The organism is Bacillus sp. V3B, from assembly GCF_024494465.1.
In the GTDB taxonomy this organism is placed as follows: Bacteria; Bacillota; Bacilli; order Bacillales; family Cytobacillaceae; genus Bacillus_BD.
Window position 1 is genome coordinate 93510 of the sequence record NZ_JAETXM010000006.1, and the last position, 22667, is coordinate 116176.

General features: G+C 37.0%; 15 protein-coding genes and 2 pseudogenes. 15 read left to right on the forward strand and 2 right to left on the reverse strand.

The window, feature by feature from the left end:
- Positions 1–122 precede the first annotated feature (122 nt).
- Positions 123–1058: a PD-(D/E)XK nuclease family protein gene (locus tag JMM81_RS09835; RefSeq protein ID WP_256241400.1), complete on the forward strand. Its 936-nt coding sequence runs from the start codon at positions 123–125 to the stop codon at positions 1056–1058.
- 75 nt (positions 1059–1133) lie between these two features.
- Here JMM81_RS09835 and JMM81_RS09840 read toward each other — a convergent pair whose 3' ends face one another.
- Positions 1134–1373, reverse strand: coding sequence for a DUF1450 domain-containing protein (locus tag JMM81_RS09840; protein WP_256241401.1), 240 nt, complete (start codon positions 1371–1373; stop codon positions 1134–1136).
- A 379-nt stretch (positions 1374–1752) separates the two neighbouring features.
- Here JMM81_RS09840 and nirB (JMM81_RS09845) point away from each other — a divergent pair, with 379 nt between their 5' ends.
- From nirB (JMM81_RS09845) to JMM81_RS09900, 12 genes and pseudogenes are all read left to right on the forward strand, one after another.
- Positions 1753–4122 (forward strand): nitrite reductase large subunit NirB, encoded by a 2370-nt coding sequence (nirB, locus tag JMM81_RS09845; protein WP_256241402.1) that lies wholly within the window; start codon positions 1753–1755, stop codon positions 4120–4122.
- An 18-nt stretch (positions 4123–4140) separates the two neighbouring features.
- On the forward strand, positions 4141–6318 hold the full coding sequence (gene nasC / locus JMM81_RS09850) for an assimilatory nitrate reductase catalytic subunit NasC (protein WP_256241403.1): 2178 nt from the start codon (positions 4141–4143) through the stop codon (positions 6316–6318).
- A 333-nt stretch (positions 6319–6651) separates the two neighbouring features.
- A pseudogene (locus tag JMM81_RS09855) lies at positions 6652–7842 on the forward strand (MFS transporter); the annotation flags it as partial.
- A gap of 241 nt (positions 7843–8083) precedes the next feature.
- Positions 8084–10498 carry a nitrite reductase large subunit NirB gene (nirB, locus tag JMM81_RS09860; protein ID WP_256241404.1) on the forward strand — a complete coding sequence of 805 codons (2415 nt, stop codon included), beginning with the start codon at positions 8084–8086 and terminating at the stop codon, positions 10496–10498.
- An 18-nt stretch (positions 10499–10516) separates the two neighbouring features.
- Complete coding sequence (gene nirD, locus JMM81_RS09865) at positions 10517–10837, forward strand: nitrite reductase small subunit NirD (RefSeq protein ID WP_256241405.1); 321 nt, start codon at positions 10517–10519, stop codon at positions 10835–10837.
- A 283-nt stretch (positions 10838–11120) separates the two neighbouring features.
- Complete coding sequence (gene cobA / locus JMM81_RS09870; protein ID WP_256241459.1) at positions 11121–11903, forward strand: uroporphyrinogen-III C-methyltransferase; 783 nt, start codon at positions 11121–11123, stop codon at positions 11901–11903.
- Positions 11904–12078: 175 nt separating this feature from the next.
- A complete protein-coding gene (rlmN, locus tag JMM81_RS09875) occupies positions 12079–13146 on the forward strand; it encodes a dual-specificity RNA methyltransferase RlmN (protein ID WP_256241406.1) in 1068 nt (355 codons plus the stop codon).
- 384 nt (positions 13147–13530) lie between these two features.
- Positions 13531–14799 carry an FAD-dependent oxidoreductase gene (locus tag JMM81_RS09880; RefSeq protein ID WP_256241407.1) on the forward strand — a complete coding sequence of 423 codons (1269 nt, stop codon included), beginning with the start codon at positions 13531–13533 and terminating at the stop codon, positions 14797–14799.
- Positions 14800–15128: 329 nt separating this feature from the next.
- Positions 15129–16061: a TRM11 family SAM-dependent methyltransferase gene (locus JMM81_RS09885; protein ID WP_256241460.1), complete on the forward strand. Its 933-nt coding sequence runs from the start codon at positions 15129–15131 to the stop codon at positions 16059–16061.
- Positions 16062–16086: 25 nt separating this feature from the next.
- Positions 16087–17529 carry a DEAD/DEAH box helicase gene (locus JMM81_RS09890; protein ID WP_256241408.1) on the forward strand — a complete coding sequence of 481 codons (1443 nt, stop codon included), beginning with the start codon at positions 16087–16089 and terminating at the stop codon, positions 17527–17529.
- Between the two features lie 147 nt (positions 17530–17676).
- Complete coding sequence (locus tag JMM81_RS09895) at positions 17677–17877, forward strand: twin-arginine translocase TatA/TatE family subunit (protein WP_256241409.1); 201 nt, start codon at positions 17677–17679, stop codon at positions 17875–17877.
- A gap of 124 nt (positions 17878–18001) precedes the next feature.
- Complete coding sequence (locus JMM81_RS09900) at positions 18002–18358, forward strand: hypothetical protein (protein ID WP_256241410.1); 357 nt, start codon at positions 18002–18004, stop codon at positions 18356–18358.
- A gap of 100 nt (positions 18359–18458) precedes the next feature.
- On the opposite strand, the gene JMM81_RS09905 is transcribed toward JMM81_RS09900, so the two are convergent.
- Entirely contained in the window at positions 18459–19970 is a 1512-nt protein-coding gene (locus tag JMM81_RS09905) for a glycine betaine uptake BCCT transporter (RefSeq protein WP_256241411.1), read from the reverse strand.
- A 656-nt stretch (positions 19971–20626) separates the two neighbouring features.
- Between JMM81_RS09905 and JMM81_RS23035 the strand changes: the two are divergent.
- A pseudogene (locus tag JMM81_RS23035) lies at positions 20627–21526 on the forward strand (HAMP domain-containing protein); the annotation flags it as partial.
- Entirely contained in the window at positions 21521–22468 is a 948-nt protein-coding gene (locus JMM81_RS23040) for a methyl-accepting chemotaxis protein (protein WP_375162366.1), read from the forward strand. The pseudogene JMM81_RS23035 and the gene JMM81_RS23040, both read left to right, overlap by 6 nt.
- Positions 22469–22667 lie beyond the last annotated feature (199 nt).

A 22667-nucleotide genomic window follows, 5' to 3' on the forward strand; every position in this document is an offset into this window, starting at 1 on the left:
TCTAGAATGGGCTACTCCATAAGGTGTCTGACACTTTATGGGGCAGCTTATTTATTGCTTAGAATCCCAACTAGAGGTGTTTTTTGTTATGATGGTAATAGAATGGATTCAGGAGGGGAATTATGTACGTTCATCGGGAATATCCAGAGTTTTCATGGTCCAATTCAAGGCATAAAACATTTCTAGAATGCAAACGTAAATATTATCATCATTATTATGAATCACATAATGGGTGGTCGTTTGATGCATCTGAAGAAAAGAGAACGGCCTATCGATTAAAAAATATAAGTAACCTCCCGATCGTATTAGGAGAAGAAATTCATAAAGCTATTGATAAACAGCTAAAAAACTTTTTAAAAGGGAAAAGATTATTGACTGAAGAAGAAATGGTCAAGTTAGTATCCCAAGGTCTTAATAAGGCTTATATTGATTCCACTAAATGTTTGCCGTCTTGGTTAGATAGACCAAAGAAGTATAAAATGTTGCATGAAATCTATTATGAAAAAGGCATTCGTTCAGAAGATATTGAGGCGACAAAGGATAAACTAAGAAAGTGTATTCATCATTTCTTTCAGAGTCAAACATATCAAGATATCCTAACAAAATTAGAGGTACAAGTGCTAGAATCTGAGGAATTCCGGATTTTTGAAGTGAATGGCGTTGACGTATTTGTTGTACTTGATTTTGTTTATAGTGACGTAAATCAGGAAAAATGGGTCGTTATTGATTGGAAAAGTGGGAAAGAGTCTGAAGATGATCGAAACCAATTAGCGTTTTATGCACTCTATTTATCAAAAGAACATAAGATTCCAGTGGAAGACATTGTAGTGAGCAATGAATATTTGTTAACTGGAACGAGTCGTGAACATAAATTAACACAGTTTGATCTTGATTCGTCTCAAGAAATCATGAATAATAGTATCTTTTTGATGCAGCAATATTTGGAGGACCGTGTTCAAAATAAACCAGTAGAGAAAGAACATTTTGAGATGAATCCATCTAGAAAATGCAACAACTGCAACTTTAAGGAACTATGTCTCCCTGCATCGAATCAATAAACACAAAGGTGAGCAAACTTAACGAGATGTAAATAAAAAAACGTAAGGATGCCTGGTAATGCATCCTTACGTTTTTTAAGAAATAAGTTGTTTTTCTAAAAATCGGTAAATGTTTTCCACTAATTGTTCAGGCGTTTTCCCTGTTACAACCTTACCATCTACGAGAGCATAGGGGGAACGGTCGCATGTCCCGCAATAACGGATACATCCATATCCAACAACATTTAAATTAGGATCTTTCTCTAAAATTTCTCTAGCCTCTCGCGCACCATTTTCTAAATTGATCACACAAAATCCAACGGTTGGTTTAATCATTATTATTCACCTCATAACTATAACTTGTCTTGTAGATAGCAGCTTTGCTATCTTTTTTTATTCCTCAAACATTTATTATTAAAATGATCATCAATTTGACCTATAACGGTTGTTGGTATTATCAAAGTTTAGATATATTTTTTTGTGTTCATCACCAATTTTAAGTCATTTAGTGATTTTTCACAATGTTTTTATATAAAAGCTTTATTTCATAAATAATTTAATATATGAAATGAAGCTCTTTGTTTATTTTAATATAAATTTCCTAATATTTATGTGTAAGATAATGTGACATGATTCGTTTTTTTAAATCAGTTTTGTGCAAGAATAAAGATACATGTTTCATAACCATCTTTTTTTACTTGCTGGAGGTTTTAGAATGAATAAAGAAAAATTAGTAATCATAGGGAACGGAATGGCGGGTATACGTTGTGTTGAGGAGATTTTAGAGAATGCTGCCGACTTATTTATCATAACTGTATTTGGAAGCGAACCACATGTAAATTATAATCGAATTTTATTATCTACCGTACTGCAAGGTGGTACAGCGTTTGAAGATATTACAATAAATGATCGCCAATGGTATGAAGAAAACAATATTCAACTGTTTGCAGGTGAAACAGTTGTGCAGATTGACACAGAGAACAAAATGATAAAAACAGATAAAACTAGAGAAGTACCATATGACAAACTGATTATAGCAACAGGCTCTGTTCCGTTTGTTCTTCCGCTTCCTGGTAGTGATAAAGAAGGGGTTATCACCTTTCGAACCATTGAAGATTGCCGAAAAATGATTGAAGTATCGAAACAATATAAAAAAGCAGTCGTAATCGGTGGTGGCTTACTAGGTCTAGAAGCGGCCAGAGGGTTATTAAATCTTGGAATGGACGTGAATGTTGTCCATCTTTCCGATCGTTTGATGGAAAGGCAGCTGGATTACACAGCAGCAAAAATGTTGAAAAAAGAATTAAAAGGTCAAGGAATGAATTTCTTTTTAGGAAAAGAAACAGAACAGATTATTGGAAATAACCGTGTAGAAGGGTTGCGTTTTAAGGACGGAACGGAAATAGAGGCAGACCTTGTGGTTATGGCTGTAGGAGTTAGACCTAATGTACAGCTAGCCAAGGAAAATGGTATAGATACGAACCGTGCCATTCTTGTAAACGACTATTTAGAAACAAATGTGCCAGATATTTATGCCGTTGGGGAATGTGTTGAACATCAAGGAATGGTTTATGGGCTTGTGAAGCCACTTTATGAACAGGGAAAAGTATTGGCTAAACATATAAGCGGTCAAGAATGTCAGGGCTACCAAGGCTCCATTCTCTCAACACAGTTGAAAATATCTGGTGTTGATGTTTTCTCAGGTGGTGAATTTGTTGGTGATGAAACCACAAAAGCCATCACTGTTCATGATGAGTTTAATGGAGTTTATAAAAGAATCGTCTTTCAAGAAGACAAAATGATTGGGGCTGTTTTATTTGGAGATACAAGTGCAGGCTCAAAATTATTGAATCTGATTATGGAAAAGAAAGACATACCTGATAGTGAAAAAAACGTGCTGTTCCAATTATCTGAAGATGGTGAAGGTTCAGTTGCTTCTATGGCTCACAGTGATATTGTTTGTAACTGTAATGCGGTGACAAAGGGAGCTATTCTCGAAGCGGTTCAAGAGAAAGATTTAACAACGGTTGAACAAGTGAAAAAGTGTACAAAAGCTTCTGATTCTTGTGGTGGATGTAAGCCATTAGTTGCTGACCTGTTAACGTATATTCAAAGTGATTCATTTGATGAAGTCATTGAAAAGAAGACTATGTGTACTTGTACAACTTTGACAGAAGATGAAGTTGTCCGGGAAATACAATTGAGAAATCTTTCATCTGTACAAGAAGTGATGGATGTATTGAACTGGAAAAAACCAGGGGGGTGCTCTGCATGTCTTGGTGCACTAAATTATTATTTAGGCATGATTCATCCGGATTTTGAAAGTGAGCAAGAATCTCTTTTGGTCAATGAGCACATGAATGTAATGATGCAAAGTGACGGTACGTATACAATTGTTCCACAAATGTATGGGGGGATGACAGACGCTGGGCAACTAAGAATAATTGCTGATGTTGTAGAGAAATACCATATACCGAACGTGATTGTAACGAGCGAACAAAGGATTCATTTAATGGGAGTAAATAAGCAAAGCCTTCCAAATGTATGGGAAGAATTAAATATGCCATTAAGTCCTGCTAGTCCTTATGCGATTCAATCCATAAAAACCTATATTGGTGAAGATATTTGCTGGTGTGATAAGCGTCCATCTCTTCAATTAGCTGTTCATTTAGAAAAGCAGTTGGAATGTTTAAAAACCCCAGAGCGTGTCCAAATGGGTATCACTGCTTGTCTGCATAATGGGGAAGAGGTCCTAACAAAAGATATTGGATTCATTCGTATGAATAGAGGATGGGAGATTCACGTAGGTGGGCGCAGCGGACGCGACGCGCAAGTTGGAGAATTATTATATGTTGCTGAGACTAGTGAGGACGCATTGGATATCGTTACGGCTTTGATTCAATATTACCGTGAGACAGCCAACTATTTAGAACGTATAAGCGGGTGGATTGAGCGAATTGGTTTAATACACATACGAGAAATTCTTTTTGAAACAGAATTGCGCAACCAACTAATTGAACGACTAGAAGAAGAAGTTTATAAGTATAAGAAAATGGTAGAAGGAAGATACAGTAAATCAGTTTGATAGAAAGGATGAAGTGCTATGACTGAAATGTTATTGAAGTATTTTCGTGAAAAGGAAAAACAGGTACAGTCGGAAAAGGTCTATGATACACAATGTCCATATTGTAGTATGCAATGTAAAATGCAACTAATTGAGCAAACGGTTGTTAAACGGAAAAGATATTTAACTGTTGGAAAAGAGAACCCTACTTCACATGGGCGTTTATGTATTAAAGGGATGAATGCACATCAGCATGCATTGCATAATGATCGAATTAAATATCCATTATTGAAAGTAAACGGGGAATTCACCCCTATTTCTTGGGAGCAGGCTTTAGGACATATCAAAGAAAACTTTGCCAAAATTCAAACCGAAGATGGAACGGATGCGCTAGCTGTTTATGGAAGTGCGTCCGTTACAAACGAAGAAGCCTATTTATTGGGTAAATTTGCACGTGTCGCTTTAAAAACAAAACACATTGATTACAATGGTCGTTTATGTATGTCAGCAGCTGCTTCAGCTGCAAGTCAGACTTTTGGAATGGATAGAGGTTTCACAAATAGTTTGTCAGAAGTTCCATTTGCACAATGTATTATTTTAGTGGGTACAAATATTGCTGAATGTCAGCCGACCATCATGCCTTATTTTGAAAAAGCAAAAGAAAACGGATCGTTTATTATTGCTATCGACCCTCGCGAAACGGCAACAACAAAAATGGCAGACTTGCATTTAAAGGTCAAACCAGGAATGGATGCTGCACTAGCCAACGGATTATTAAAAGTCATTATTGAAAAAGACTATATTGATGAGGGCTTTATTCAAGAACGAGCAAAAGGGTTTGAAGAAGTGAAAGAGTATGTTTCTTCCCTAAATATAAAAGAAATTGCTGAATTGACAGGGGTTCCTGCTGACCAAATTGAAAGAGCGGCCACTGTGTTTGGGCAGAAGGAAACGGGAATGATTTTTACAGCAAGGGGAGTTGAACAACAAACAGATGGTTCTGTTGCTGTTCGTAATTTGCTAAATATTTTGATTGCAACAGGCAAGATTGGAAAATTAAATTGTGGTTATGGAGCCATTACCGGGCAAGGAAATGGTCAAGGGGCAAGGGAACATGGCCAAAAGGCAGATCAACTTCCGGGGTATCGTTCCATTGAGAATGAAGAACATCGAGCATATGTGGCAAATGTATGGGGAGTGGATAAAGACGATCTACCGAGAAAAGGTGTTTCTGCTTATGAAATGATTGAGAAAATGGATCAGGGTGAAATCACAGGTTTGTTTTTAATGTGTTCTAATCCGGTTGTCTCCAATCCAAATGCTCATTTTGTTAAAAAGGCATTAAAAAAGCTAAAGTTTCTTGTTGCAGTTGATTTATTTATTTCAGAAACGGCTAGTTTGGCAGATTTAATTTTACCTGCTACCTCTTATTTAGAAGATAAAGGAACCATGACAAACTTAGAGGGGAGAGTCACTTTGCGAGAATCAAGCTTTCCTAGTCCGGGAGAAGCAAAACATGATTGGCAAATTCTTTGCGACATTGCTCGTGTTCTTGGAAAAGGAGAATACTTTTCATTTTCATCTGCTGAAGAGATTTTTAATGAATTAAGAATGGCTAGTCGCGGAGGAATTGCAGATTATTATGGAATCACATATGACCGTCTGAAAGAGGAAAAGGGGATCTTATGGCCTTGTCCAACCCTTGATCATAAAGGGACGGAACGGTTATTCCAACAATCCTTTGCACACAAGGATGGAAAGGCAATGATGGTTGCGGTTTCCAATACTCCAGTTGTTCCAAAGGAGCAACCGAGTGAAGAGTTTCCGCTGTATTTAACTACAGGAAGAGTCATGTCTCACTATTTAACAGGTGTACAAACGAGAAAAAGCTCTTCATTGGCAGCAAGAAATTTTGAATCTTTTATGGAAATCCATCCGGCTACGGCAAAGAAGTTTGGTATTCAAGATCAAGTGCTAGTCAAAATTGAATCGAAAAGAGGAAGCATTGTCGTTAGAAGTAACTGGTCAGAAACGATACGTCAAGATACAGTTTTTGTCCCTTTCCACTGGGCAGACTCGCAAAATGTGAATCGACTTGTTTCAGGAGATTTGGATCCAATTTGTAAAATGCCAGGATTTAAAGTTAGTACTGTAAAGATTGGTCCCTATGTTGATTTGATTGAAACACATGAAAAAACACATCCAATGTATAGATAATCCTTTATTTAACTTCATTCAGCAAATGCTTTTTGTACCGAAAGCTTGCGACAGGTACAGAAGTTCTCCACTTCTGTAAGTGAGGGATGAATGCAAAAAGCTCTCTGATTCAGTGGGGGTTCAAACCCCGGCTGAATCAAGTTAAGCCTCCGGTGGATGCCTCGGATTTTTTAAAGGTCATTTATCGAGCGAGCTCGACGACGGACAGGACGTCCTAGTCAGGCGAAAGCCACAGGATGTGGCTTTCTGAAGCGTGATAAAAATCCGGGCGCAAATTCGGCGGGGCGAATTTGATAATACTAATTTTTTCTCAGCAAGAGAAATACAAGGTGGGCTGATACAGTGAAATCAAAAAATCAAACATCGATATTAATGTTATCAACTATAGCCATGATTGTTTCCTTTACAGTCTGGTCGGTCTTTGCACCGGTTGCTACGGAAATTCAAAAAGTGTACCAATTAAGTGACCTCGAAAAAAGTATTCTTATCGCTACACCCGTTTTATTAGGTTCTGTGATGCGTATTCCGATGGGGATCTTAACAGATCGATATGGTGGTAGAAAAATCTACGCTGTGACAATGCTCTTGCTTATCATACCGATGGTTGGAGCAGGGTTTGCTGATTCTTATTCCATGCTCTTATTCTGGGCGCTCTTTATTGGGATGGCAGGAACAACGTTTGCTATTTCCATTGCCTATGTATCTAGATGGTTTCCGTCAGAAAAGCAAGGCTTAGTTCTAGGAATTGCCGGTATGGGGAATTTAGGATCTGCGGTGGCTAATTTCCTCATTCCTACCATTTATAGTTCATATGGTTTGGAGTGGGTTTTTTGGAGTTTCGCTTTTGCGATGGGGATTATGACCATTATTTTTTGGATAGGTACAAAAGAGGTGCAAAAAATAAGTGAAACCAAAACGTTAAAGGAAGCATTGTCGGTATTAAAATATAAAGCAACATGGATATTATCTGTTTTTTATTGCCTTACTTTTGGAGGCTTTGTTACTTTTAGTATCTATTTACCTACTTTGTTGTATGATTTATTTCAAATGACGGCGGTATCCGCTGGGATCATAACAGCCCTCTTTGTCGTAATCGCAACGTTTGTACGTCCGGTAGGTGGGTATTTATCTGATCACTTTGGTGCAAAAAGAGTGTTAACCTTTGTTTTTAGTGGTGTATTGTTAGGTGGATTATCTATCGCTTTGACATTGGGAAATCTTACTTTCTTCAGTATAAGTTGTATGATTATTGGGATTATGCTGGGTATCGGAAATGGAGCAGTTTTCAAGATGGTACCTGAAGTTTCATCAGAGAATATAGGGTCGGTAACAGGTATTGTTGGCGCAGTTGGAGGTATTGGAGGTTTCCTTCCACCTATTATCATTGGATTTACGAAAGATATGACGGGTGATTATTTTCTGAGTTTTACTTTGTTATCTATGTTCTCCCTCGTTTGTCTAATCATTCATTATATGGGAAGTGATAAAACGAAGGTTAATTTGAGTACAAGAAGTAGTGCATAAAAGTGGTTGGCTCACTTACTTTGAGAAAGAGGATGTTCCAAAAGTTTTTTTACTTTTGGAACATCCTCTTTCTTTTTATCCAGAATAAAATCGTATGTTAACTTTTATTAAAAAACAATGTTAGATTATCTAACAGATATATGGAATATATCTTTTGTTACCTATAGAATATAAATATATTAAATAATGAAATATACGAACCAGATCTATGGTTCTTACGATATTGATTGGAGGACTATACATGACGAAACAAAAATTGGTGCTAATTGGAAATGGAATGGCTGGGGTTCGGTGCTTAGATGAAATATTAAAATTGGAGCCAAACCGTTTTGAAGTAACTGTTTTTGGGAGTGAGAATCACCCGAATTATGATCGAATTCAATTATCAAAGGTGTTGCAAGGTGACACTGAGATTGCTGATATTACATTAAATGATTGGGACTGGTACAAGAAAAATAATATTCTTCTATACACTGGAGAAACAGTTGTAAGTATTGATACAGAAAAGCAAGTGATTTATTCAGATAAAAATCGTGAGGTTGAATATGATAAGTTGATTATGGCTACAGGATCAGTTCCTTTTATCCTCCCGATTCCAGGATCAGATAAAAAAGGAGTTACTGCTTTCCGAAATATAGAAGATTGTGAACAAATGATTGAATACTCAAAGGAGTATAAAAGAGCAGCTGTTATTGGAGGAGGTCTATTAGGACTTGAAGCTGCGAGAGGGCTATTAAATTTAGGGATGGAAGTAGATGTCATTCATCTTGCTGATTATCTAATGGAAAGACAGCTAGACGAAGCAGCTGCTAACTTGCTTCAAAAGGAACTTGAAGAGCAAGGAATGAACTTTTTATTAAGAAAACAAACACAAGAAATTATTGGTGAGAATCGGGTTGAAGGGTTGCGCTTTAGTGATGGAGATGAGATTAAGGCAGATTTAGTTGTAATGGCTGTTGGGATTAAGGCTAACACCAAGCTTGCTGTCGAAAGTGGTATTCCTGTAAACCGTGGAATTATTGTGAACGACTATATGGAAACTGAAATTCCAAATGTGTATGCAGTCGGCGAATGTGCAGAGCATCGTGAAGTCGTGTACGGGTTAGTTGCGCCGCTTTATGAACAAGGGAAAGCATTAGCTGGGAAAATTTGCGAGGTAGAAGTTAAGCCGTATGAGGGAACGATCCTATCTACTAAATTAAAAGTTTCCGGTGTTGACGTATTTTCAGCTGGTGAAATCAACGAGGATGACAATACGAAAGCCATTAAAGAATTTAATGAGTGGGAAGGAACATATAAAAAGGTCCTTATTCGGGATGAGAAGATCTCAGGGGCTGTGTTATTCGGCAATACAAAAGAAGGAAATAAATTGTTGAGTCTAATTAATCAAAGTGCACCAATTTCTGAGTATCTTGATACGGAAAATGGTGAAGATTCGGGTCTTAGCTTTGTGGCTTCACTACCTAATGAGGAAATTATTTGCGGATGTAATGGTGTAACAAAAGGTGACATTGTAAACGCGATTGAAACGCAAGGATTAACGAATATAGAAGAAGTAAAAGGCTGTACTAGCGCATCAAGATCATGTGGAGGGTGTAAACCTTTAGTAGCTGACCTTTTAGAACTAACACTGGGTGATGAATTTAGCAAATCTAATCAGAAGGAAGCTATTTGTAGCTGTACTACTTTATCCAGAGATGAGGTTGTAGAATCAATTCGAGAAATGAACTTAACGAGTACAAAAGAAGTGATGAATGTTCTCGGTTGGAATACGGTTGGTGGATGTTCAAAATGTAAACCTGCATTGAATTATTATTTAGGAATGATTAATCCACTTGAATATGAGGATGAAAAAGAATCTCGTTTTGTGAATGAGCGGTTACATGGAAATATTCAAAAAGATGGGACATTTTCAGTTGTACCAAGGATGTATGGTGGAGTTACGAATCCTGATCAATTACGGAAAATCGCTGATGTTGCTGACAAATACAACGTCCCATTACTTAAAGTGACAGGTGGACAACGGATTGATATGTTCGGAATAGAAAAAGATGATCTTCCAAAAGTCTGGGCTGACCTGGATATGCCATCGGGTTATGCTTACGGAAAAACGCTTCGAACAGTCAAAACCTGTGTCGGTGAAAGTTTTTGCCGCTTTGGTACTCAAGATTCGATAGGACTAGGAGTTACATTAGAGAAGAAATTGGAACGTATAAATACTCCACATAAATTTAAGATGGCGGTTTCTGCTTGCCCTCGTAACTGTGCTGAATCAGGTATTAAAGATCTTGGTGTTGTCGGTGTAGATGGTGGATGGCAAATTTATGTCGGTGGTAATGGTGGAACAGATTTAAGAGCTGCTGACCTATTGTGTAAAGTAAAAACAGATGAAGAAGTCATTGAGATAACAGGTGCTTATTTCCAATATTACCGTGAAACAGGTATCTATATGGAAAGAACGTCTAAATGGGTCGAACGGATGGGACTCGATACAATTAAAGCAGTGATTGAAAATGAGGAAAATAGAAGTGAGTTAAATCAACGTTTAGATGAAGCGATATCTATAACACAAGAACCATGGAAAGCAGTTAGAGAGAGTGAAACGATTCAAAACGAGTTATATCAAAAGGTTAAAATTCCAGCAATAGTAAAATAAACAAATATGGAGGAATGGATGATGGAAAAAATTCTTCAACGATTCAAGGTAGCAACGGTGAGTGAAATGCCAAAAAATATCGGGAAAACGGTTAGCATTGGCTCACACGAAATTGCTCTTTTCCACTTAGCCAATGGTGAATTTCGAGCAATCGAAAATCGCTGTCCACATAAAGGTGGAGTTCTTGTAGAAGGTATGGTAAGCGGTGAACATGTCTTTTGTCCGATGCATGATTGGAAAATTAATACTGCAGATGGGCAAGTCCAAAAACCAGATAATGGTTGCGTAAAAACGTTCACAGTGGAAGTAGAAAATGATGATGTTTATATCGTTCTATAAAAATGAAGTGAAAAGAATAAAATAGAATCAATAATGATATAGGGTGTTCCCATCTAGGGACCATCCTATATCATAAAAAATAAGGGTTTATTAATGATGGATGTTGACATATTGTCTTTGGAGTATGTGGGCATGCGTTTTATTAGAATGAATAACGTCATGCACACGTACTCCAAAGGTAATAAAGGCAGCAACAATGCTATTTAGCAAAGCCAAAAATAAAAAACAGCTAATAAGTATAGTGATGGGATATAAAGAGGGGGATCAACGGATGGATCGACAGATGGGAAAAGTATACTTAGTTGGAGCAGGTCCTGGAGACCCCGATTTGATTACGATTAAAGCTCTAAAGTGTATACAAAAGGCTGATATTATTTTATATGATCGATTAGTGAATAAGAAATTATTAGATTCAGCAAAGAAAGATGCAACATTCGTTTATTGCGGGAAGCTTCCAAAATGCCATACGATGAAACAGGAAACGATTAATCATCTTTTAGTGAAATTTGCTAAACAAGGGAAAGTTGTTACTCGTTTGAAGGGTGGAGATCCTTTAGTATTTGGTAGAGGTGCTGAGGAAGCAGAAGTATTGGTTCAACATGGAATTCTATTTGAGATTGTACCAGGTATTACATCAGGGATTGCAGCCCCAGCCTATGCTGGAATTCCTGTTACACATCGTGATTTAGGCAGTTCGTTTGCTGTTGTGACGGGACATGGTCCTAAGGGGATGCCTACTAATATTAACTGGAGTAGTCTAACAGGTATCGATACATTACTAGTTTATATGGGGATCGGACATCTATCTGAGATTTGTCATCAATTAATTCTTCATGGAAAAAGTGCCGATACACCTATTGCTTTGGTTAATTGGGGAACCACGACTAAACAAAGAACAGTGACAGGGACACTAGCGTCTATTGTAGAAAAGGCAAAAATAGAAGGAATTGAAAATCCTAGCATGATTGTTATAGGTGAAGTCGTTCGCTTAAGAGACAAGCTTGCCTGGTTCGAGGAGTCGAACTCAGTGGAGAATGATTTGGTATTAGCGAGAGAAAGTGTATGAAAGCTGTCTTTTACTTATAAGAAGATGATGTCAAGCGGTAAGCTCCAGTGCATTTTGACTGGAGCTTTTACCATTTTCCTTAGTAAAAAGTGGAAAGGGGTATTGGTTTGCTTGTTTCGGCTAAGTTAAGTAGAATAGATAGGATAACTTTAATGTTTTGAAATGAGGGTACTAAATGAATAAAGAATCCATATATGGTTTAACATTTGATCAACTGACAGCATGGCTTTTGGAACATGGACATAAAAAATTTCGGGCCACCCAGATCTGGGATTGGTTATATATTAAACGTGTAACGGACTTTTCTCACATGCGTAATATTAGTAAAGAGTGCATTCAATTATTGGATGATCACTTTTACATCCAGACCTTAAGCTTGAACACGAAGCAGGAATCAGAGGATGGAACGATTAAGTTTTTGTTTAATTTAAAAGATGGCAATCTAATTGAAACGGTATTAATGAGACATAAATACGGATTGTCGGTTTGTGTTACTACTCAAGTAGGTTGTAATATTGGCTGTAGTTTTTGTGCTAGTGGGATCTTAGCGAAAACACGCGACCTAAGCAGTGGAGAAATTGTGGAACAGATTATGAATGTTCAACATCATTTGGATGAAAAGGGACAAGATGAAAGAGTAAGTCATATTGTGGTCATGGGGATTGGTGAACCATTTGATAACTTTGATAACTTGATTGACTTTTTACAAGTGGTTAAGGATCAAAAAGGCCTTGCTATTGGTGCAAGACATATTACGGTATCGACAAGTGGTCTTTCAGATAAAATCTATGATTTTGCGGACCTTAATACGCAAATCAACCTAGCGATTTCCTTGCATGCTCCAAATAATGAACTTCGGTCTCGCATTATGAAAATAAATCGTGCTATTCCGATAGAGAAATTAATGGAAGCCGTTGATTATTATTTAGAGAAGACAAATCGAAGAATTACGATCGAATATATACTCTTGAAGGACGTTAATGATCATAAAGAAGAAGCCCTTCAACTGGCTAACTTGCTAAGCAACAAAAGACATCTTGCATATGTGAACTTAATTCCTTATAATCCTGTGAATGAACATATTCAATATGAAAGAAGCGAAAAAGAGTCGATCCTCTCCTTCTATGATACATTGAAAAAGAGAGGGATTAATTGTGGAGTCCGTCATGAGCAAGGGACAGATATTGATGCAGCTTGTGGACAGTTAAGAAGTAAACAAATGAAAAAAGTAAAATCTAAATAACTTTATTGCAGATAATATCATTTGAAGGAGCCCAATCCCCATAAAGGCGGATTAGGCTCCTTTATTTTGTTTCATTATTTATGAAAGCTACGTATGCATCAAGCAAGCTCAATAGTTTCACAAAAATAACATATTTGTCATATTTATGTCGATTGGAGGTGCATCCATAATAGTATAATAAAATTAGATTAAAGAGAGAAATGTATGTTTAGTTAGCAAAACTTCCCGTAAATGAAACATTCCTATTTAAAAGCTAGCAATTTTTGTTAGTTTTAAGTGAGAAGATATATTAAATTAAAATAATTATTAAAAAGGTTTGACTTTCATTTGATATCTATATTATAATTAATTTAAAGAAATAATTATTATCAGGAGGTTGGGAGAATGTCCAAACATGAAGTGATTGTTTATAGTAGTACGGGTTGCCACTATTGTGCAAAGGTAAAAGAATTTCTAACAGATCATGGAATTGAATTTGAAGAGCGTAATGCTTCTGTTCATAAGGAGTACTTTGACGAATTAAAAGAACGGAAAGTAATGGGTACTCCAGCCACTTATATTAATGGGAAACTTGTATTAGGCTTTCAAGAGAAAAAATTCAATAAGCTCCTAGGTCTTTCAGAAGAAAGCGCCGTTGCTACTTCAGCTTCTCAGGAAGAAAACAAAGTAGAAAATCCTGATGCGATTTTTAAGGTAGTATCAGATAAAGACTTTGAAGAAGTATATGATTTGGTCACAATTGGTGGTGGACCTGCCGGAGCTTCAGCTGCTGTTTACGCTGCCCGTGGAAAGTTAAAAACACTTGTTATCGATAAAGCTCCTAAAGCTGGTACACTCGCAATTACTCATAAAATAGCCAACTATCCTGGTGTTCGTGAAGAATTAACTGGACTTGAACTACTAACGAGAATGCAAGCTCAAGCAAAAGACTTTGGAGCAGAATTTATTCGCTCAACTGTTCTTTCTGTTGACTTTTCAGATGAAATCAAAAAGATTGAAATTGCTGAAGGAACGATTCAAGCGAAAAGTGTCTTTGTTGCTGTTGGTGCAAAAGCCGCATCTAATAAGATTAAAGGGGAAGAGGAATTTACCGGTCGTGGCGTGAGCTATTGTTCAACATGTGATGCTGCTTTCTATCAAGATCAAGTAGTTGCCGTAGTGGGTGATAATGATGAAGCGATTCATGAAGCAGAAACATTAGCTAAATATTGCAAAACGGTAAAATTATTAATCCCAGTTGAAAAGCTAAAAGGCGATACCGACCTTTCTTCACTAGAAAATAATCCGAAGGTTGAAATTTACAAACGTCACCGCGTAAGAGAAATCATTGGTACTGACGGTGTTGAGAAAATTGTTATCCTAAATGATAAAAAGAAAGAACAAGTATGGGATATTGATGGTGTTTTCCTTTATCTTGGAGGAATGAAGCCAGGAACAGATTTCTTAAAAGATGCTGTTGAAAGGGACGAAGAAGGGTACGTCGTGGTTGATCAAAATCTTCATACAAATGTTGAAGGAGTCTTTGCCGGTGGTGATGCGAGAAGAACACCAATCAAACAAGCGGTTATTTCAGCAGCTGATGGAGCCATTGCCGCATTATTTGCCGACCAGCATGTCAATAAACGGAAACAACTCAGACCACAATATAGCTAAACCAACATGATATAACAAGAAAAGAGCCAAATCTATTAAACGGATTTGGTTTTCTTCTTGTTTAAATAAGCAGTTCGAGATTCTCAAATAAGTTATTCCATGGAATAAAACACATGGCCGCATACACCAAAGGCAAATTTTCAACATTAATCATTAACATAGTCTTACTATAAAAATATTGTGGAATGATTATGATAGAATAAGATGACTTGATTGATAAAGGAATACAAACTCTAGATAAAATTTATGGATAGGTTTGAGATGAATAAAAATCGATAATAAATAGTAGGAAGGAGTTGAGTAGAGTGGATAATGATCATGGAAAGCAGATGACTTATATTTATAATTATTCATATCGAGAAGATGAACGCTCCTTGTGTGCTTTAGAGATGCGTTCCTTTTTTGGCGTGGATTCAAAGTCTAATATCTTAGAAAGCACCTTGAAAATTGATCCAAGTAGAAGCCCCTTTATAAAGGAAAGAATAGATGTTATCTGTGAAGGTCAAAATTTACAGGATATTGTAGAGCAGGTAAAAGGCTTACCCCCATTAGAATCGACTTTCAAAGTTATTTTTGTTAAAAAGAGTGATCAGGATGAATCTGAAAAAGTGAGATTTAAGGAACGGCGTATAATTGAGCGGGAAATTGGTTTACATATCCCTGGTGAGGCGGATCTACTTAATCCTGAGCAAATATTTGGTGTTATGATCGTGAATGGACGATGGGTATTCGGAAAATACTTTAAGAATGAGGCGATATGGTTACAACATCAAAAGAAGCCGCATAGTTATTCGACTGCACTTAGCACACGTGTCGCACGTTCAGTAGCGAATATTGCTGTTCCGAATCCAACTGGAATAAAAGCCATTGATCCTTGTTGCGGAATTGGTACGGTATTGGTGGAAGCTCTATCGATGGGAATTGACATTGTGGGGAGTGATATTAATCCGCTTATCCTTCCTGGAGTACGAGAAAACATAGCCTATTTTGGATTAGAAGGAGACGTATCACTAATGGACATTCGACATGTCACAGACAGTTATGATGTGGCCATTATTGATATGCCCTACAATTTATGTTCTGTGATAACACCTGAAGAGCAATTGGAGATGCTTCAAAGTGCCCGTAAATTTGCCCATAAACTGGTTATAATAACGATTGAACCAATCGATTCCATTATTATTCGTGCGGGATTTGTGATTGTAGACCGTTGTATTGTCAAAAAAGGGATGTTTGTTCGTCAAATAATTGTTTGTGAGTAAAAATACAATAAAATGAGGTTACTACATGAGTAAAAGCTTTAAAGATTATAAACTAAGTGAGGAGATCGTAAGAGCACTCTCTAGTTTGAACTATGAAAGTCCGACCGAGGTTCAAAGTAAAGTTATACCTATTGCGTTAGAAAAAAAGGATCTTGTAGTCAAATCACAAACGGGAAGTGGAAAAACAGCTTCTTTTGGGATTCCGATTTGTGAAATGGTTGATTGGGAAGAAAATAAGCCGCAATGCTTAATCCTGACCCCGACTCGTGAACTTGCTGCTCAAGTGAAAGAGGATATAACGAATATCGGAAGATTTAAACGGATTAAAGCTGCGGCCGTATTTGGAAAGCAGCCATTTGCGAAGCAAAAAATAGAACTAAAGCAAAAAACACATGTTGTCGTAGGTACTCCTGGACGGGTGCTTGATCATATCGAAAAAGGTACGCTTGCATTAGAGCGAATACAATATCTTATTATTGATGAAGCGGATGAAATGTTGAATATGGGGTTCATTGATCAAGTCGAGGCGATTATAGAAAAGCTCCCTACAGATCGAATCACTTCTGTTTTTTCAGCTACCATGCCAGAGGATATCAAAAACCTCTGTCACAAGCATATGAAAGATCCAAGTGAAATTGAAATCAAGGCTACCGGCATCACGACGGCCAGTATTGAACATGCACTTGTGGAAGTAAGGGAAGAAAATAAGTTTTCTCTTCTGAAAGATATTACGACTGTGGAAAACCCAGATAGTTGTATCATTTTTTGCCGCACGCAAGAACAAGTAAATATTGTGTTCGAGCAATTGGATCGTGCCGACTATCCATGTGATAAAATTCATGGAGGGATGTATCAAGAGGATCGGTTTGCGGTTATGAATGAATTTAAACGAGGCGAATTCGGCTACTTAGTCGCGACAGATGTAGCGGCAAGAGGAATTGATATTGAGAATATCTCGCTGGTCATTAATTATGACATTCCATTAGAAAAGGAAAGCTATGTCCATCGAACAGGAAGAACAGGTCGTGCTGGTAAAACAGGAAAAGCGATTACCTTTATGACGCCTTATGAAGAAAAGTTCTTAGCAGTCATTGAAGACTATATCGGTTTTGAGATACCCAGAGTGGATGTTCCTTCAAAGGACGAAGTTGAAAGAGGGAAAGCAGCTTTTGAAGAAAAACTAAATGCTGAACCTATTTTGAAAGAAGATAAGAGTGCACAATTAAATAAAGGAATCATGAAGCTCTATTTTAATGGTGGAAAGAAAAAGAAGCTTCGAGCGGTAGATTTTGTTGGAACGATTGCGAAAATCGAAGGGGTCACAGCTAATGATATCGGAATTATTACGATACAAGAGAATGTGTCGTATGTTGAGATATTAAATGGCAAAGGCCCAATCGTCTTAAAAGCCATGAAGAAAACAACAGTAAAAGGAAAGCTGTTAAAAGTACACCCAGCACTCAAGTAGAGGTTGTAAGCACCACATTTAGGATTTATTTCTAAGGGTGTTCTTGAAATTTATGAAGTTTATATGAACATGTAGAGATGTACTATTAAAATAAGGTATAGTTATACTGTAATGATTTTTAGTGAATAAATAGGAGGAATGCATACAATGTTATCAAATATTGGTGTTCCAGGGTTAGTCTTAATTATTGTTTTGGCTCTTATTGTATTTGGACCAAAGAAGTTACCTGAACTTGGCCGTGCAGTTGGGCAAACATTAGGTGAATTCAAAAAGTCTGCACGTGAACTCACAGGTGATGTTGTCGAAGAAATCAATGAGGTAAAAAAAGAAGTAGTTAAATCTAAATAATAAGTGGGAGTTTTTGTTGTATCCCTTCCTTTTTAATTATATTAGAGGGCTGACCCCTAGAGCAAAGGGGTCAGTCTCTTTGTTTATTCTAAAAAGCTTATTTTTGGTACCTATATAGATGTGAATGACATGCGGGCTGTATCAAATTGGTCTAGCTATCATTTTAACCGTTTTCTCATGCGTCATTTTTTATTTATTATCCAAATATAATTATGGAAAAGGGAAGGATACCCAAATTTTAAAGGTAACTGTTCCTGAAAATTTAAATCCTGAAAATTTGTTTGATGATATACTTGAAAATCATACTGATCATCATGTGCTTCGACAAGTCGAAACGACGAATCTTGGAACAATGATCCGATATACATTCGCCATTAGAAGTAAAAATGAAACAAAGGATCAAGATCTATTAAACTTAATTAGAGAAAGGAATGCAAATTTGCAGGTGAGTCTTTCGTACTTACAGACGATGATGGATTAACTGACTTCTATATACTTGATCAAAATAAAAGAAGCAAGTAGCACCAAAAAGTGCCTTGCTTCTTTTATTTTGATCAAAAGTTCAGGAAATAAAGGTAGCTCTATTTTCTTTTAGGATGCAGGTGTCGGTTCATGTCCTTGACTTCTTTGTTTAGGGCTTTAAGTAAACTTACTGTCATTAAGATCATGATGGCTGAAAAGGGTAGGGCAGCGACAATCATCGCATTTTGAAGGGCTGCTAAACCTCCAGAATATAATAGCACTAAAGCTGTAGATGTCAGTAAAATACCCCAGATGACTTTAATTCTATTTGCCGGGTTAGGTGATCCATTCGTTGTCATCATCGCTAATACATATGTGCCCGAATCTGCTGATGTAATAAAGAAGGTGACGACAAGGATAATGGCTAAAATGGACATCGCCATGCCAAATGAAAGATGATCAAAGACACCAAATAACAATTCTTCCAATGCTAATTTGGATATAGAAGATGCTTCATTCGATTCAAGTGATATGGCTGTCCCCCCGAAAGTTGAAAACCAAAAAAAACCGATAATAGAAGGGATAAGTAACACAGAGAACACAAACTCTCTGATGCTGCGCCCTCTTGAGACCCTGGCAATAAAAATCCCGACAAATGGGGACCAAGCAATCCACCATGCCCAATAAAAAATAGTCCATGCATTAATCCAAGCTCGATTCTCTTCATTAAAAGGTGCCAGTCTAAAACTCATATTTGGCAAGAACTGCAGATAAGAGCCAATTGAATCTGTAAATAAATTTAATATGAATAAAGAAGGTCCAAACATGAACGTCAGTGCGAGAAGGAGAACTGCCAGAATCATATTCGTATTACTTAAAATTTTGATTCCTTTACCTAATCCAGATAAAGCAGATACAAGAAATAATGCGGTGACAATCACAATAATGATGAATTGAATCCAAAAATTGGAGGGAACCCCAAAAAGATAAGTAAGCCCGCCATTAATTTGGGCTGCTCCAAATCCAAGTGTGGTAGCAACACCAAAAACGGTTGAAAGAGTGGCAAGGATATCAATGAGTTTTCCCGCTGTGCCATTTACTCGATCTCCAATGATGGGTCTTAAAGTAGCGCTAATTAACCCTGGTTCACCTTTCCTAAAAGTGAAATAAGCGATGATTAAGGCAACGATTCCATAAATGGCCCAAGCGTGAAGTCCCCAATGAAAGAAAGTAAATCGCAGTGAGTCTTTTATGGCTTGTGAAGTTCCAGTTTCACCAGTTGGCGAACTAACAGCATAGTGACTAATAGGTTCAGCTGATCCATAAAATACAAGCCCAATGCCCATCCCAGCACTAAAAAGCATGGCGATCCATGTAGGTCTGGAAAATTCAGGAGTATCATCTGGCCTTCCCAGTTTAATGCGACCGGCAGGACTAATCAGCAAATACAAACACACGATTAGAAAGAGTGTCACAATAATTAAATAGTACCATCCAAAGCTGTCGGAAATGAATGACTGCACGCTAGCTGTTACATTTTCAAGTGCCTCGGGGGCAATAATTCCGAAGATAACAAGAAGCACTAGTACAGCAGCAGTATAGATAAATACGGAAGATAACTTATTTTCCATGATTTAATATAAACTCCTCTCTATATGAAAAATGAGCTACAAAGATTGCCGTTTGAGAGTGTCCTAAAGAATATAGGGGACTGTGAAATGATTATGATTCATCCCTTTGAGTAGCATTGAACTTTTATTATTATTACTTGTAATCCCAAAAATACACATGGAAAAAAGAATCGAATGGTACTAGATAAAAATGAATAAAAGGATGAGACTAGCTAGATTCTATGATTCATTCATTTTCTAGAAAATCTTTATGTAATTTGTCGTTTTAGGAGGAAAAAATAGTCTAAATTTTTTAACATATATGGTATAGTATATTAGACCTAAATAATGATTAGAGAATATTTAGATAATAACTTCAGGCTGCCTTCTACTATAAGTTGAAAAATAAAAAGTGAGACTTATGAAACTATTATAGGAAGAGAAGACTGGGGAGTAGATTGTTAGTGTATGAAACTATAATTCCAGCTACTATTTTAAATATTTTTATATAATAATACAAAGGAGAAAAGGGGATGAATGTTGTGGGGAGATTACTAAGAAAGTTTAGAAATTTAAAAGTAAAACTAATGCTTGCCTTTTCATTTATTTTAATTGTTCCTGCCGTCATTATTGGGTCACTTGCCTATTTAACGGCTAAAGATGCAGTTGAACATGAAATGTTGGATGGCTTTGCTGGGAATATTGATTTATTAAATGCATCGATTGATAATACGTTACAACTCAAAGTACAAGATGTGGAGTTCTTTTCCAATAGCATAACATCAGAACGATATATGGAGGAAGGTAGACTTGAATTACGCGGAATATTGGATGATTATGTAAAATTACATCCTGAAGCACAAAGTATCTTTGTTGGAACAGATACGGGATTATTCATACAAGAACCAAGAATTGTCAGCGATTCCGATTATGATCCTCGAGAAAGAGAATGGTATAAAGAAGCGGTGGCAAACAAAGGGGAAGTATCTTTTTCAGAACCGTATATGTCTGCCGGTAGTGATGACTTGGTCGTAACTGTATCGCGTGCCATGAATGATAGTTCAGGAGTTGTCGCCATTAATATAAGTTTAAGTTATATACAAGGATTAGTAGGACAGATAAAAATAGGTGATGAAGGTTACAGCGTACTGTTAGATGAAAATAGAAATTATATCTATCATCCTACTGAAACAGCAGGAAGTGAATTAAAAGGAGACTTTCAAGATAAAATTTATAATCAATCGAAAGGACAATTTGAATTTGTATTTAATGGTCAAGAAAGGATAATGGCTTTTCTAACTAACGATATGACTGGTTGGAAGTTAGTCGGATCTGTTGAAACGGCAGAAATAAATGAGGCTGCCGCACCTATTTTTCGAACTACAGGGCTAATCATTCTGATTGCTTTAATTGTGGGAGCAGTCACTGTTTTCTTTATTATAAAATCAATTATTCAGCCAATTAATTATTTAAAAGAAAAGGCTCTTACGGTCAGTGAAGGGGATCTAACTGAACAGATTACCATAAAATCGAATGATGAAATTGGCCAATTAGGAACGGCATTCAATAAAATGCAGGAAAGTCTTCGTGTTCTTGTTCAAAAAGTAGAATTAAGTACGGAGCAATTAGCTTCCTCAGCGCAAGAGTTATCAGCCAGTGCCGAGCAAACAAGTGTGGCTACGGAACAAGTGGCCACTGCGATACAAGAAGTGGCAGGTAGTGCTGAGAACCAAAAGCATGGTTTAGATAGAAACGCTCAATCATTAGATGAAGTTTCTGAAGGTGTATCTAGAATTGCCAATAATTCACTGAAAGTGTCAGGGTTATCTTATGAGACAACGACGCAAGCAGAAGAAGGCGGAAAAGCCGTTACAAACACAGTGAATCAAATGAATTCAATCCAGGAATCTGTCATGGAATCAAATAACACAATCGAATCCTTATATAAGCATTCAAAAGAAGTGAGTTCCATATTGAATGTGATTACCGGAATAGCAGATCAAACCAATCTTCTAGCTTTAAACGCAGCCATTGAAGCAGCAAGGGCTGGTGAGCATGGCAAAGGGTTTGCTGTTGTAGCCGATGAAGTACGAAAGCTTGCTGAGCAATCTCAGCATTCAGTAAAAGAGGTTCATGAGATTGTTTATAAAATTCAACATGGTACAGAAAGTACCGTTGAAACGATGGTTCGTGTAACGGATGTTGTACAAGATGGTGTAAAAGTATCACAAGAAGCGATCGAAAAGTTTAGTAGAATTCTTCAAAGTACGAAAGAGATCACTCCGCAAATGGAGGAAATTTCAGCAACGGCACAACAGATGTCAGCAGCAATTCAAGAAATAACAGGTACTGCAAATGAAATCGTTTCTATTGCACAAGGAACTGCAGCATCTTCAGAAGAAGTAGCAGCATCTGCAGAGGAGCAGTTAGCTTCAATGGAGGAAATTTCGTCGTCTGCACAAACTCTTACCGCAATGGCAGAGGAGCTGAAAGTGTTAATTTCTAAGTTTCGATATTAGACTCAATGAACAGTTAAAGCAACGAAAATAAATAAAAATGGAGCTGTCCCATAAGGTGTCTGACACCTTATGGGACAGCTCCATTTTTATTACCTCTATTAGTTCTTTTTATAAGTGTTCTTGTAGGCTCTCTAATGAAAACGTTTTATAAATGTTAAGAAAATGTTCACAGGAAAAAGGGCGAAAATGAGTTAAAATG

Bases quoted from the DNA above. Each gene is read 5' to 3' on its own strand.
- nirB (WP_256241404.1), top strand. From the start codon at position 8,084: ATGACGAAACAAAAATTGGTGCTAATTGGAAATGGAATGGCTGGGGTT.
- JMM81_RS09835 (WP_256241400.1), top strand. From the start codon at position 123: ATGTACGTTCATCGGGAATATCCAGAGTTTTCATGGTCCAATTCAAGG.
- JMM81_RS09895 (WP_256241409.1), top strand. From the start codon at position 17,677: ATGTTATCAAATATTGGTGTTCCAGGGTTAGTCTTAATTATTGTTTTG.
- JMM81_RS23040 (WP_375162366.1), top strand. From the start codon at position 21,521: ATGCAGGAAAGTCTTCGTGTTCTTGTTCAAAAAGTAGAATTAAGTACG.
- nirB (WP_256241402.1), top strand. From the start codon at position 1,753: ATGAATAAAGAAAAATTAGTAATCATAGGGAACGGAATGGCGGGTATA.
- JMM81_RS09900 (WP_256241410.1), top strand. From the start codon at position 18,002: ATGACATGCGGGCTGTATCAAATTGGTCTAGCTATCATTTTAACCGTT.
- JMM81_RS09885 (WP_256241460.1), top strand. From the start codon at position 15,129: ATGACTTATATTTATAATTATTCATATCGAGAAGATGAACGCTCCTTG.
- cobA (WP_256241459.1), top strand. From the start codon at position 11,121: ATGGGAAAAGTATACTTAGTTGGAGCAGGTCCTGGAGACCCCGATTTG.
- nirD (WP_256241405.1), top strand. From the start codon at position 10,517: ATGATGGAAAAAATTCTTCAACGATTCAAGGTAGCAACGGTGAGTGAA.
- rlmN (WP_256241406.1), top strand. From the start codon at position 12,079: ATGAATAAAGAATCCATATATGGTTTAACATTTGATCAACTGACAGCA.
- JMM81_RS09890 (WP_256241408.1), top strand. From the start codon at position 16,087: ATGAGTAAAAGCTTTAAAGATTATAAACTAAGTGAGGAGATCGTAAGA.
- nasC (WP_256241403.1), top strand. From the start codon at position 4,141: ATGACTGAAATGTTATTGAAGTATTTTCGTGAAAAGGAAAAACAGGTA.
- JMM81_RS09905 (WP_256241411.1), bottom strand. From the start codon at position 19,970: ATGGAAAATAAGTTATCTTCCGTATTTATCTATACTGCTGCTGTACTA.
- JMM81_RS09880 (WP_256241407.1), top strand. From the start codon at position 13,531: ATGTCCAAACATGAAGTGATTGTTTATAGTAGTACGGGTTGCCACTAT.
- JMM81_RS09840 (WP_256241401.1), bottom strand. From the start codon at position 1,373: ATGATTAAACCAACCGTTGGATTTTGTGTGATCAATTTAGAAAATGGT.